Annotated in this window: 9 protein-coding genes; 2 read left to right on the top strand and 7 right to left on the bottom strand. The window is 64.1% G+C overall.

Features of this window, described 5'->3' with window-relative positions; all coding sequences use genetic code 11:
* Window positions 1–4: 4 nt before the first annotated feature.
* Entirely contained in the window at window positions 5–3,070 is a 3,066-nt protein-coding gene (locus ABE456_RS13585) for an efflux RND transporter permease subunit (protein ID WP_346644365.1), read from the top strand.
* A 127-nt stretch (window positions 3,071–3,197) separates the two neighbouring features.
* Here ABE456_RS13585 and ABE456_RS13580 read toward each other — a convergent pair whose 3' ends face one another.
* The 3 genes from ABE456_RS13580 to plsB form a co-directional block, all read right to left on the bottom strand.
* Window positions 3,198–3,887 carry a DUF4197 domain-containing protein gene (locus ABE456_RS13580; protein WP_346644364.1) on the bottom strand — a complete coding sequence of 230 codons (690 nt, stop codon included), beginning with the start codon at window positions 3,885–3,887 and terminating at the stop codon, window positions 3,198–3,200.
* Window positions 3,888–3,920: 33 nt separating this feature from the next.
* A complete protein-coding gene (locus tag ABE456_RS13575) occupies window positions 3,921–4,319 on the bottom strand; it encodes a YbaY family lipoprotein (protein ID WP_346644363.1) in 399 nt (132 codons plus the stop codon).
* Window positions 4,320–4,395: 76 nt separating this feature from the next.
* Entirely contained in the window at window positions 4,396–6,882 is a 2,487-nt protein-coding gene (gene plsB, locus ABE456_RS13570) for a glycerol-3-phosphate 1-O-acyltransferase PlsB (RefSeq protein ID WP_346644362.1), read from the bottom strand.
* Window positions 6,883–7,115: 233 nt separating this feature from the next.
* Here plsB and ABE456_RS13565 point away from each other — a divergent pair, with 233 nt between their 5' ends.
* Complete coding sequence (locus ABE456_RS13565) at window positions 7,116–7,325, top strand: cold-shock protein (RefSeq protein WP_003252255.1); 210 nt, start codon at window positions 7,116–7,118, stop codon at window positions 7,323–7,325.
* 64 nt (window positions 7,326–7,389) lie between these two features.
* Here the strand turns inward: ABE456_RS13565 and ABE456_RS13560 are convergent, their stop codons facing one another.
* The 4 genes from ABE456_RS13560 to ABE456_RS13545 all read right to left on the bottom strand — a co-directional run bounded on the left by ABE456_RS13560 (window position 7,390) and on the right by ABE456_RS13545 (window position 12,523).
* Window positions 7,390–7,767, bottom strand: coding sequence for a hypothetical protein (locus ABE456_RS13560; protein WP_051097386.1), 378 nt, complete (start codon window positions 7,765–7,767; stop codon window positions 7,390–7,392).
* Between the two features lie 17 nt (window positions 7,768–7,784).
* On the bottom strand, window positions 7,785–8,597 hold the full coding sequence (locus ABE456_RS13555) for a putative RNA methyltransferase (protein ID WP_346644361.1): 813 nt from the start codon (window positions 8,595–8,597) through the stop codon (window positions 7,785–7,787).
* A complete protein-coding gene (dapE, locus tag ABE456_RS13550; RefSeq protein WP_346644360.1) occupies window positions 8,597–9,748 on the bottom strand; it encodes a succinyl-diaminopimelate desuccinylase in 1,152 nt (383 codons plus the stop codon). Before dapE ends, ABE456_RS13555 begins: the two co-directional genes overlap by 1 nt.
* 183 nt (window positions 9,749–9,931) lie before the next feature.
* On the bottom strand, window positions 9,932–12,523 hold the full coding sequence (locus tag ABE456_RS13545; RefSeq protein WP_346644359.1) for a glycosyltransferase: 2,592 nt from the start codon (window positions 12,521–12,523) through the stop codon (window positions 9,932–9,934).
* Between the last annotated feature and the right edge of the window lie 61 nt (window positions 12,524–12,584).

Here is a 12,584-nt window from a genome sequence, read left to right as displayed (position 1 = left end):
CCCGATGGGTTTCAACCTTTCTGCCTGGGCGCTGCGCAACCGCCAGATCGTCCTGTTCCTGATGATCCTGCTGGCGGCCATCGGCGCCATGTCCTACACCAAGCTGGGCCAGAGCGAGGACCCGCCGTTCACCTTCAAGGCCATGGTCATCCGCACCCTGTGGCCAGGTGCTACTGCCGAGGAAGTGTCGCGCCAGGTCACTGAACGTATCGAGAAGAAGCTGATGGAAACCGGCGAGTACGAGAGGATTGTCTCGTTCTCCCGCCCTGGCGAATCGCAAGTCACTTTCATGGCCCGCGACTCGCTGCATTCCAAGGACATTCCCGAGCTGTGGTACCAGATCCGCAAGAAGGTCGCGGACATCCGCCACACCTTGCCGCCGGAAATCCAGGGCCCGTTCTTCAACGACGAGTTCGGCACCACCTTCGGCAACATTTATGCGCTGACCGGCGAGGGCTTCGACTATGCGGTGCTCAAGGACTACGCCGACCGTATCCAGATCCAGTTGCAGCGGGTCAAGGACGTGGGCAAGGTCGAGCTGATCGGCCTGCAGGACGAGAAGGTCTGGATCGAGCTGTCCAACCTCAAGCTGGCCACCCTTGGCGTGCCGCTGGAGGCTGTGCAGCAGGCCCTGCGGGAGCAGAACGCGGTAAGCACCGCCGGCTTCTTCGAGACGCCCAGCGAGCGCCTGCAACTGCGGGTGAGCGGGCGCTTCGACAGCGTCGAGCAGATTCGCCAGTTCCCCATTCGCGTCGGTGACCGCACTTTCCGCATAGGCGATGTGGCCGAGGTGCACCGCGGCTTCAACGACCCACCCGCACCGCGCATGCGCTTCATGGGCGAGGATGCCATAGGCCTGGCCGTGTCGATGAAGGACGGCGGCGATATTCTGGTGCTGGGCAAGGCCCTGGAGGGCCAGTTCGAACGCCTGGCGCGTAACCTGCCGGCCGGCATGGAGCTGCGCAAGGTTTCGGACCAGCCGGCGGCGGTCAAGGCCGGCGTGGGCGAGTTCGTCCAGGTGCTGGTCGAGGCGCTGGTCATCGTGCTGCTGGTAAGCTTCTTCTCCCTGGGCCTGCGCACCGGCCTGGTGGTGGCGCTGGCCATCCCGCTGGTGCTGGCCATGGCCTTCGCCGCCATGCATTACTTCGGCATCGGCCTGCACAAGATCTCCCTGGGTGCGCTGGTGCTGGCGCTGGGCCTGCTGGTGGACGACGCGATCATTGCCGTGGAAATGATGGCGATCAAGATGGAGCAGGGCTACGACCGCCTCAAAGCGGCCAGTTATGCCTGGAGCAGCACGGCCTTCCCGATGCTCACCGGTACCCTGATCACCGCGGCGGGCTTCTTGCCCATAGCCACGGCGGCCTCCAGCACCGGTGAGTACACCCGCTCGATCTTCCAGGTGGTGACCATTGCCTTGCTGACTTCGTGGGTGGCGGCCGTGGTGTTCGTGCCTTATCTGGGCGAGCGCCTGCTGCCGGACCTGGCCAAGCTGCATGCCGCGCGCCATGGCAAGGACGGCCACGCGCCAGACCCTTACGCCACACCGTTCTACCAGCGCGTGCGACGGGTGGTGGAGTGGTGTGTGCGGCGGCGCAAGACGGTGATCCTGCTGACCATTGCCGCCTTTGTCGGCAGCATCCTGCTGTTCCGCTTCGTGCCCCAGCAGTTCTTCCCGGCCTCCGGGCGCCCGGAGCTGATGGTCGACCTGAAGCTGGCCGAAGGCGCCTCGCTGGCCAATACCGCCGAGCGGGTCAAGCAACTGGAGGCGCTGCTCAAGCAGCAGGAAGGCATCGACAACTATGTGGCCTACGTTGGCACTGGTTCACCGCGCTTCTACCTGCCGCTGGACCAGCAACTGCCGGCGGCCAGCTTTGCCCAGTTCGTGGTGCTGGCCAAGTCGATGGAAGACCGTGAGCGCCTGCGCAGCTGGCTGATCAGCACCGTGGACCAGCAGTTCCCTGACCTGCGCGCGCGGGTTACCCGCCTGGAAAACGGCCCGCCCGTGGGCTACCCGGTGCAGTTCCGGGTGACTGGCGAGCATATCGAGAAGGCCCGTGCATTGGCCCGTGAAGTGGCCGACAAGGTGCGCCAGAACCCGCATGTGGTAAATGTGCACCTGGATTGGGAAGAACCGAGCAAGGCGGTGTTCCTGGAGATCGACCAGGACCGTGCCCGTGCCTTGGGTGTAAGCACCGCGCACCTGTCCAGCTTCCTGCAAAGCTCGCTGACCGGTACCACGGTCAGCCAGTACCGCGAGGACAACGAGCTGATCGAGATCCTGCTGCGTGGCACGCAGAAGGAGCGCAGCGAGCTGGGCAACCTCGGCAGCCTGGCGCTACCCACCGACAACGGCCAGAGCGTGGCGTTGTCGCAGGTGGCGACCCTGGAGTACGGCTTTGAAGAGGGCATCATCTGGCACCGCAACCGCTTGCCGACCGTGACCGTGCGTGCCGATATCTATGACAAGGAGCAGCCGGCGACGTTGGTGAAGCAGATTTTGCCGACCCTGCAGGAGATCCGCGCCAAGCTGCCCGACGGCTACCTGCTGGAGGTGGGCGGTACCGTAGAAGACTCCGAGCGTGGGCAGAAGTCGGTGAATGCCGGTATGCCGTTGTTCGTGGTGGTGGTGCTGAGCTTGCTGATGATTCAGCTGCGCAGCTTCTCGCGCACGGTAATGGTGTTCCTCACCGCGCCGCTGGGGCTGATTGGTGTAACCCTGTTCCTGTTGGTGTTCCGCCAGCCGTTCGGCTTTGTCGCCATGCTCGGCACCATTGCCCTGGCGGGGATGATCATGCGCAACTCGGTGATCCTGGTGGACCAGATCGAGCAGGATATCGCGGCGGGGATGGAACGTTGGCAGGCAATCATCGAGGCCACGGTGCGGCGCTTCCGGCCGATCGTGCTGACTGCGCTGGCCGCGGTGCTGGCGATGATCCCGTTATCACGTAGCGTGTTCTACGGGCCGATGGCGGTGGCGATCATGGGTGGGTTGATCGTGGCCACGGTGCTGACGCTGCTGTTCCTGCCGGCGTTGTATGCGGCGTGGTTCAGGGTGAAGAAGGGCTGAACACCGCAGGGGAGGGCTTTGCCCTCCTATCACGACACAAGGCCGCTCCCACAAAGGTCCTGCATACGCCGATCGATGTGGGAGCGGCCTTGCGTCGCGATGGGCTGCAAAGCAGCCCCCAGGGCCATCACAGGGCGCCGAATACCTTCTTGGCCAGGCTGGTAGCCGCTTCAGCCGGGTTCTGGCGAATGCTCTGCTCTTGCTTGCCAATCATCTCGAACAGGCCATCCAGCGCCTTTTCGGTCACATAGTTCTCGATGCTGGCGCTCTTGGCGTCAACCACGCCCAGTGCCACTGCCTGGCCGGCAAAGTTGTTGTACTGCTGGGCCAGGCCGACCTTGTCGGTGGCCTGCTTGACGATCGGCAGGAACTTGGCGCGGATCTGCTCGCGGCTGCTCTTGTTCAGGTACTGGGTAGCCGAGTCGTCACCGCCGCTGAGGATGCCCTTGGCATCGGTAACGCTCATGTTCTTCACGGCATCCACCAGTATCGCCTGGGCTTGCGGCACGGCAGCTTCGGCGGCCTTGTTCATGCTGGTTTCCAGGGCCTCGACCTGCTCACCCTTGCCGAACATCTTCATCGCCTTGGCCGCTTTACCGAGGTTACCCGGCAGCTCGATGCGCACGTCCGGGTTGTTGCTGAAACCACCCGGGGTGCTCAGTTGCTTGACGGCGAGTTGTGCGCCTTGGGTCAGGGCATCTTTCAGGCCGCCGGTGGCGTCCTTCTGGCTCAGGTCGCCCAGCGACAGGGCCAGGGCGCTGGCCGACAGCAGCAGGCCGGCGCACAGGGTGGTGAAGCGCAGGGAGGTGCGGATCATGAAGCTTTCCTTGTAAACGGGTAAATGCGGGTATCAGCGAACCTGGTCGACCTTGACGCGCACCGGTTGCGGGTCACTGCCATCCAGCATGACGCCGTGGTGTTCGGTGTTGATGAACAGCAGCTTGCCGTCCAGCTCGATGCGTGCGCTCACCGCATAGCGGTGGCCGGGCTTGACCTGGGTGGGGTCGTAGGTGAGGTGGAACGGCAGCGGCACGTTGCCTTTGACCGGGCCGGCCTGGCGCGCCAGGGTCACCGCCGGGGCGTCCATCAGCGACACATCCTGCAGCTCCACGCTCAGGGTGGCGGCAGGTGGCAGGGCAATGCGCTGCAGGTAGAAGACTTCGCCATCCAGGCTGGCCTGGTTGGACGGGGTTTGGCTGGAACAGGCTGCGAGCAGGGATGCGCAACACAGCATAAAGAGCTTTTTCATGGAATCTCCGTGGTCCTTGGCGCTGGCTTGTGGCCAACCCCAGGGACTTTAGCGGATTTTCCCGTCGGATAAAGCCTCAGATGGTCGAAGTTTCCAGCCCATCGTCACGGTGCAATGCCACCTGGCGGATCGACAGCCGCAGCTCGGCTGACAGCACACGCTTGGCCACGCCCTCGGCCAGCTCGCCGAGCTTGTCGTGGTAACCCAGCTTGCCTTGTGCATCGGCGTGCAGCACGCCTTGCTGGACCAGGGTCTGGATGAAGTGGCGGAACAGCGTCTTGTCGAAGAACTCCGGTGCGTTCAGGCCGTGCAGGATCGACAGGCGCTGGGCCATCATCACGCACAGGTCTTCCAGCTCTTCGGCGCTCAGGCTGTTTTGCCCGCTGTTGAGCAGCAGCGAGGTGGCCATGTAGAAGCGCTGCAGGGTCTGGGTGATGGTACGGGCAAGCAGGGTCAGCAACACGAACTGTCGCGAGCTGGGTGCGGGGCGCATGTACAGGTCGTTGTCCTGGCGCAACAGGCCCTGTTCCACCAGCGCAGTCAGCCACTGGTCGATCACCTCGTCCAGCTGCTCTGGCGCCCAGCGCAGGAACAGCTCGGCCTGCAGGTACGGGTACAACGCGTGCACATACTGGCCCAGCAGTTCGCGGCTCATGCGCGAGCTGCTGAGGAAGAAGCTGGCCAGCAGCGCCGGCAGGGCAAAGATGTGCAGCACATTGTTGCGGTAGTAGGTCATCAGTACCGCGTTGCCTTCATCCAGGTACAGGATGCGGCCCAGGGCGTCCTTTTGCTCGGCTACCAGGTTCATGCCACGTACGTGCTCGATCAGCGCCTGGCCGTCGCCGTCGGGCAGGGTGGTGTGCGGCGAGTAGGGCACCTGGCGCAGCAGGGCCAGGTACAGGTCGAGCACGCGGGTCAGGGCACGTTCGTCCAGGGCCAGGCGGCTGGTGGACAGCAACGCCAGGGCCACCAGGTTGACCGGGTTGATCGCGGCCGCCTCGTTGAGGTGGCGGGCCACGGTTTCGCCCAGGCGGGTGGTGGTGGCGTTCAGCCAGGCTGGGCGGAATTGCGGGCCGTGGTCCTGTTCACGCCAGCCGGGCTGCTGTTGGTCGAGGAAACCGGCCAGGCGGATGGGTTCGCCGAAGTTGACGTAGACCTGGCCAAAGCGCTGCTTGAGTGCGCCGAACACCTTGAAGATGTCGAACACCGATTCCTTCTTCTTGCTGGCACCGCGCAACTCGCCCAGGTAGGTACGGCCTTCGAGCACGCGCTCGTAGCCGATGTACACCGGCACGAACACGATCGGCGTGCGTGACGAGCGCAGGAAGCTGCGCAGGGTAATGGCCAGCATCCCGGTGCGCGGTTGCAGCATGCGTCCGGTGCGCGAGCGGCCGCCTTCGACGAAGTACTCGACCGGGAAACCCTTTGTGTACAGGGTGTGCAGGTACTCGTTGAACACTGCGGTGTACAGCGGGTTGCCCTTGAACGTACGGCGCATGAAGAACGCGCCGCCACGGCGTAGCAGGTTGCCCACCACCGGCATGTTGAGGTTGATGCCCGCGGCCACGTGTGGCGGGGTCAGGCCGTTGCGGAACAGCAGGTACGACAGCAGCAGGTAGTCGATGTGGCTGCGGTGGCACGGTACGTAAATCACCTCGTGGCCGGGGGCAATGCCCTGCACCTGCTCGATGTGGTTGACTTTGATGCCGTCGTAGATCTTGTTCCAGAACCAGCTGAGCACCACTTCAAGGAAGCGGATAGCGGTGTAGGTGTAGTCCGAGGCGATCTCGTTGCCGTAGCGCAGCGCCTGGGCTTCGGCCTTGGCCAGTGGCAGGTTTTCGCGCTGCGCCTCGTCGGCGATGGCCTGGCGCACCAGTGGGGCGTGGACCAGGCCTTTGACCAGGTTGCGCCGGTGCGAGATGTCCGGGCCGATGACAGCGGTCTTGAGGTTGCGAAAATGCACGCGCATCAGGCGCTGGGCCATGCGCACAGTGCGCTCGTGGCCCTTGTTGTGCTGCACCAGTTCGCGCAGGTGAATTGGCGCGGAGAACTGCACCCGGGTCTTGCGCCCCAGGATCAGCACGGTCAGCAGCCGACGCAGGCGCCCGGTAACCGCCCAGCTGTCGGCGAACAGCAGCTTCCATGGGCTGGATTCGCTGGCCGGGGTCTGGCCCCAGAACACGCTGACCGGAATGATCTGCGCATCATCCTCGGCATGCTGGCTGATGGCAGCCACCAGGCGCTCAAGCGTGGGCGGGGCACCGCGCTTGTCCTGGCGGCCGAGCCAGTCCGGGTCGGGGGTCAGGTAGAAGAACGCGGCGGGCTCTTGCAGTGGCCCGACCGCTACCGGCAGCACCGGGCGCGGCAGCCCCGCTTTGGTGCATTCGTGGTCGAGTACGGCCAGGTCGGTGAGCGCCGGTGACGGCAGGGCATAGAACACTGGCCGGCTACGGTCCAGGTTCAATGACATGGAAGACTGGTTGATGGTCTCGGAGCGCACCCACAGGTACAACAGGCGACGCAGGGCGCCGAAAATCAGGCGGCGCAGGGGGGAACGGGTCATGGGGTGTGTGCCCTGGGTGTGATGTTCAGGTGAGTATCCAGCTATTTAGTCTGCCGTATGTGCGTAAGTTCAGCAAAAATCGGCCAACAGCGGGACCGTCATCAATTTTTTTTGTTCTGTGTCATATACTCGGCCTGCCACTTGCAGGATATTTCGGCAAGCGGCGTTGGTACGGGGCAGGTGACCCCATGCCTACAAGGCGATTTTCACAATAAAAATCCGGAGTAGTTCAGATGTCGTCTCGTGAGACTGGGAATGTAAAGTGGTTCAACGATGCCAAGGGTTATGGCTTCATTCAGCGCGAAGGTGGTGCGGATGTGTTCGTCCACTATCGGGCGATCCGCGGTGAGGGGCATCGTACCCTGGTCGAAGGGCAGCGCGTGGAATACGCCTGCGTGCAGGGCCAGAAAGGCCTGCAAGCCGAAGACGTAGTAGGCCTCTGAGCCTTTTGCGGTAGGCCTCAAGCTGCAAGTTGACCGTGTAACTTGCAGCCTGAAGCAACCTGTTTCAGCTGGTACGCCAGGTGATTTCCTCTTCACCGTCGGCGCTGATGCGGACCCAGCGGTCGGCATCTTCTTCCCCGTCTTCCTCGACCCAGCCACCCGGTGCGCAGCGCACTTCCACACCCAGTGCGGCAAATGCGGCGCGGGCGCAGGCAACGTCATCGGCCCATGGCGTCTGGTCGCTTTCCAGGTAAAGGCTGTTCCATTTCCCTACAGCTTTGGGTAACCAGGTGACCGGAATGTTACCGGCCTGGCATTTGAAGGTCTGGCCTTTCTGCTTCCATTCGCTGCACGGGCCGATCGCCTGGGCGAGCCACTCGGCAATCTGCTTGTGGTCGACGTCGGCGTCCTTCAGGTAGATCTCGATATCAGGTTGGCGCATAAGGGCTCCGGGTGTGCTCAGTCTTGGCGCACGAAATAGTCATAACGCATGGAAACCGTGACTTCGAACGGCTCGGGCTGGTCGATCACCCGGGCACGTTTTTCGGCGCTGGCGCGCCAGCCGTGCGGGGTCATGGCCAGCAGGTCGGCGCGGGCCTTGGGCGCGGCCAGGCTCAGGCGGAACTCGAGGATTTCGCTGTGGGCATGGGCCATGCCTTCGGGGACCAGGGCCAGGTGCTTGTCGTCGGCGTAAGGGCGTACTTCATCGTAGAGCACTTCGCGCAGTTCCATCAGGTGGCCGCTGGTCGGGCCGACGCGCATCAGGCCACCGCCGGGGCTGAGCAGGCGCTTGGCCTCGGCCCAGTCCAGCGGGCTGAACACGCTGGCAATGAACTGGCAGCTGGCGTCGGCCAGCGGCACGCGGGCCATGCTGGCGACCATCCAGGTGACCTCCGGCGCACGGCGGCAGGCGCGCTTGACTGCCTCGCGGGAGATATCCAGGGCATAACCGTCGGCGGCCGGCAGGGCCTGGGCGATCTGTGCGGTGTAGTAACCCTCACCGCAGCCGATGTCCAGCCAGGCGCCAGGCCGGCGTTCGGTGGCCAGTTCGGCCAGGCGGCGGGCCACCGGCGCATAGTGGCCGGCGTCGAGGAAGTCGCGGCGGGCCTCGACCATGGCCTGGTTGTCACCCGGGTCGCGGCTGTTCTTGTGCTGCACCGGCAGCAGGTTCAGGTAACCCTGGCGGGCGCGGTCGAAGCGGTGGCCGGCTGGGCACACCACTCCGTTGTCGAGCCGGCTCAGCGGCGCCTGGCAAAGGGGGCAGGCAAGCATCAGGCGAGCAACCGGACCAGGGTCTGGTAGTAGATTTCGGTCAGCAGGTCGAGGTCGCTGGCCAGGATCCGCTCGTCGACCTGGTGGATGGTGGCGTTGACCGGGCCGAGCTCGACCACCTGGGTGCCCATGGTGGCGATGAAGCGGCCATCGGAGGTGCCGCCACTGGTCGACGGTTGGGTGTCGCGGCCGGTGACACCTTTGATGCTGGCCGAAACGGCATCCAGCAGTTCGCCCGGCTCGGTGAGGAACGGCAGGCCCGACAGCGCCCAGTCGATCGACCAGTCCAGTTCGTGCTTGTCGAGGATCGCCGACACCCGCGCCTGCAGGCCTTCGACGGTGGACTCGGTGGAGAACCGGAAGTTGAACAGCGCGGTCAACTCGCCCGGGACCACGTTGGTGGCGCCGGTGCCGGAGTTGAGGTTGGAGATCTGGAAGCTGGTCGGCGGGAAGAATGCATTGCCTTCGTCCCAGTGCTCGGCTGCCAGTTCCGCCAGGGCCGGTGCGGCCAAATGGATCGGGTTGCGCGCCAGGTGCGGGTAGGCCACATGGCCTTGCTTGCCGCGCACGGTCAGCTTGGCGCCCAACGAACCACGGCGGCCGTTCTTGACCACGTCACCCAGCAGGGTGGTGCTGGACGGTTCGCCGACGATGCACCAGTCCAGGCGCTGGTTACGTGCTTTCAGGCGTTCGACCACAGCCTTGGTGCCGTGGTGGGCCGGGCCTTCCTCGTCGCTGGTGATCAGGAAGGCGACCTTGCCGCGGTGGTCCGGGTAGTCCTGCACGAAGCGCTCGCTGGCAATCACCATGGACGCCAGGCTGCCTTTCATGTCGGCGGCGCCACGGCCGCAGAGCATGCCGTCGGCGTCGATCAGCGCTTCGAACGGTTCATGCTGCCATTGCTGCACCGGGCCGGTGGGCACCACGTCGGTGTGGCCGGCGAAGCACAGTACCGGGCCGTCCTGGTTGCCGTGGCTGGCCCAGAAGTTGTCGACGTCCTCGATGCGCATGGGCTCGAGCTGGAAACCGACGGCGCCCAGGCGGTTCATCATCTGCGCCTGGCAGTCGGCGTCGACGGGGGTGACCGAGGGACGACGGATCAGGTCGCAGGCCAGTTGAAGGGTAGGCGAGAGCTCGGCAGGGGCCGTCATGAGGGACTCCGGGGCAAGGCGGGGAATTCTGAGGGGCGTTATCTTATATCAAACGGTTTAAGGCGGCACGGCCCATTCGCGGGCACGCCCGCTCCCACAGGTCCGTCACAGACATTCAGAACTGTGCAGTACCTGTGGGAGCGGGCGTGCCCGCGAATGGGCTGCAAAGCAGCCCCGGCAATCTCAAGCCTGCTGCGGTTCGGCAGCCTTTTCTGCAGGCTTGGGCAGCGAAGACAGGAAAGCCATCACCAGCGCCGCCAGGTACGGCAGTGACTGCACCAGTAGCATCGCCACCCAGAAGCGCATGTCCGAACTCGGCAGCCCTTGCACCAGGTAGATACCCAGCGCGGCGCCCCACAGCAACAACATGATGAACAGCTCTTCACGCGCCTCGGAAATAGCCACCAGCAACCCATGGCTATCGGCGTTCTTCGGTGTGCGGAAGAACGGCATGCTGCTGGTGAAGAACCCATACAGCACCGCCTTGGCGATGGTGTGCGACAACGCCAGCCCCGCCAGCGCCGCAGCAAAGGCATCCTTCAGGTTCACCCCCACCGCGCGGCGGTAAAGGAAGATGATCTTGCCGACCTTGAAGAAGAACAGCGCCAGTGGCGGGATGGCGAAGATCATCAGCGGCGGGTCGACCCGGTGCGGCACGATGATCATCGCTGCCGACCACAACAGTGCACCGACGGTGAAGAAGATGTTCATGCCATCGGCAATCCACGGCAGCCAGCCGGCCAGGAAGTGATAGCGCTGGCCACGGGTCAGCTCACTGCCCTTGCCGCGCAACAGGGCGCTGGCGTGGTGCTTGATGATCTGGATGGCGCCATAGGCCCAGCGGAAGCGCTGCTTCTTGAAGTCGATGAAGGTGTCGGGCATCAGGCCCTTGCCGTAGCTGTTGTGGGCGTAGGCGGCCGACAGGCCTTTCTCGAACACGCGCAGGCCCAGCTCGGCGTCCTCGCAGATGCACCATTCGGCCCAGCCCAGCTCTTCCAGCACGCTACGCCGGGTCATGGTCATGGTGCCATGCTGGATGATCGCGTCACGGTCGTTGCGGGTGACCATGCCGATGTGGAAGAAGCCCTTGTACTCGCTGTAGCACAGCTGCTTGAAGGCGCTTTCGTGCTGGTCGCGGTAGTCCTGCGGTGACTGCACCACGGCAATTTTCGGGTCGGCGAAGTGCGGCACCATGTGCTTGAGCCAGTTGCGGTCGACGCAGTAGTCCGAGTCGATCACCGCGATCACCTCGGCGTCCTTGGCGGTGTGCGGGATCAGGTAGTTCAGCGCGCCGCCCTTGAAGCCGGCCAGTGGCGCGACGTGGAAGAACTTGAAGCGCTCGCCGAGCTTCTCGCAGTGGGCCTTGAGCGGCTCCCATACGGCCGGGTCCTTGGTGTTGTTGTCGATCACCAGTACTTCGTAGTCGGGGTAGTCCAGCGCGGCCAGGGCATCGAGGGTTTTTTTCACCATCTCTGGCGGCTCGTTGTAGCACGGTACGTGCACCGAAACCTTGGGCCGGTAGGCGCTGTCGGCCTGCACCGGCAGGAACTCGCGGCGGCGCTTGTGGATCCATACCGCCTCGGCCAGTTCGTGGGCCTCGGTGAGCAGCACGATGAACACGCCCAGCGCGCCGAGGGCCAGCAGCACGCCCACGGTCAGGCTGAACCAGGTGCTGTATTGCTGGCTGTAGTCGTAGGCGATCCACACCAGTACCGACCCGCACAGGAAGGTGATGAAGGTGAGGAAGGTACGGCCGCGCTGGCGCAGGGCCGAGCCGTCGATGAACAGCACCATCAGGGCAATCATCGCCAGCACCACCGAGGCTACCGCCAGGGCACGCCACTGCGGGATCGCCACCACCGGGCCGTCGAAGTTGAATTTTTGCTGGCGTTCGGCGTTGTACACGCCCCAGTAGGCACCCACCGAGCCTTCGTCGCTGGCCTTCCACGGCTGGTCATAGGCTTCGATGACGAAGTAGTTGTAGCCGCGTCGGTTGAGGGTGTTTACCAGGGTGCGCAGGTAGATGGCCTGGTCGGCCTGGGTGGCATCGGCACCGCCGCGCATGCGGCCATTGCTCGGCCAGCCGACTTCCGAGAGCAGCAGGGGTTTGCGTGGGAACTGCTGTTTCAGCTCCCGCGCCCGGTCGAGCACGAATTCGACCGAATCCTTCATCGGCACGAACTCCCAGTAGGGCAGGATGTGCGCGGCAATCAGGTCGACGTGCTTGGCCAGTTCCGGGTTTTCCTTCCAGATATGCCATTGCTCACTGGTGGTCACCGGCACCTTGACCGCTGCGCGGACCCGGTCCAGGTATTTGATCAGGTTTTCCGGCGTGACTTCTTCACGGAACAGCGCCTCGTTGCCGACCACCACCCGCACTACGCTGCGCGAGGTGTTGGCCAACTGGATGGCCGTGGCGATTTCGCGCTCGTTGCGCTCAAGGTCCGGGCTGATCCAGATCCCCAGCGTTACCCGCAGGCCAAATTCCTCGGCCAGGCGCGGGATATCCGCCTGGGTGCCCTCCACGGTGTAGATGCGGATGCTGTCGGTCAGCTTGCTCAGCTGCTCCAGGTCTTGGCGCATCTCGTCGTCAGTGGGGTACTGGCCCTTTTGCGGGCTTTCACCCAGGCGGAATGGTGAATACGAGAAGCCGGAGATCTGCTCCGGCCAGGCGGGGGCGGAAACCGGGCGGTTGATCAGTGCCCAGAACCCGGTGAACAGCGCGGCGATGGCCAGGACCACGACCAGGTTCAGGCCGAATTTACGTGAAGACATTGTCGTCCATATGTGTCGAAGTGATAGGACATTAAAGCAGGGTTGGTAGTCTCTTTCCTAA

Origin of the sequence: Pseudomonas sp. TWI929 (assembly GCF_039673335.1) — a bacterium.
Classification (GTDB): domain Bacteria; phylum Pseudomonadota; class Gammaproteobacteria; order Pseudomonadales; family Pseudomonadaceae; genus Aquipseudomonas.
The sequence above is the reverse complement of the archived record's forward strand: the minus strand, read 5'-3'. Positions and strand labels throughout refer to the sequence as shown.

What these genes read in the sequence shown, in the direction of transcription:
- ABE456_RS13585 (WP_346644365.1), top strand. Translation starts at nt 5, where the DNA reads ATGGGTTTCAACCTTTCTGCCTGGGCGCTGCGCAACCGCCAGATCGTC.
- ABE456_RS13580 (WP_346644364.1), bottom strand. Translation starts at nt 3,887, where the DNA reads ATGATCCGCACCTCCCTGCGCTTCACCACCCTGTGCGCCGGCCTGCTG.
- ABE456_RS13575 (WP_346644363.1), bottom strand. Translation starts at nt 4,319, where the DNA reads ATGAAAAAGCTCTTTATGCTGTGTTGCGCATCCCTGCTCGCAGCCTGT.
- plsB (WP_346644362.1), bottom strand. Translation starts at nt 6,882, where the DNA reads ATGACCCGTTCCCCCCTGCGCCGCCTGATTTTCGGCGCCCTGCGTCGC.
- ABE456_RS13565 (WP_003252255.1), top strand. Translation starts at nt 7,116, where the DNA reads ATGTCGTCTCGTGAGACTGGGAATGTAAAGTGGTTCAACGATGCCAAG.
- ABE456_RS13560 (WP_051097386.1), bottom strand. Translation starts at nt 7,767, where the DNA reads ATGCGCCAACCTGATATCGAGATCTACCTGAAGGACGCCGACGTCGAC.
- ABE456_RS13555 (WP_346644361.1), bottom strand. Translation starts at nt 8,597, where the DNA reads ATGCTTGCCTGCCCCCTTTGCCAGGCGCCGCTGAGCCGGCTCGACAAC.
- dapE (WP_346644360.1), bottom strand. Translation starts at nt 9,748, where the DNA reads ATGACGGCCCCTGCCGAGCTCTCGCCTACCCTTCAACTGGCCTGCGAC.
- ABE456_RS13545 (WP_346644359.1), bottom strand. Translation starts at nt 12,523, where the DNA reads ATGTCTTCACGTAAATTCGGCCTGAACCTGGTCGTGGTCCTGGCCATC.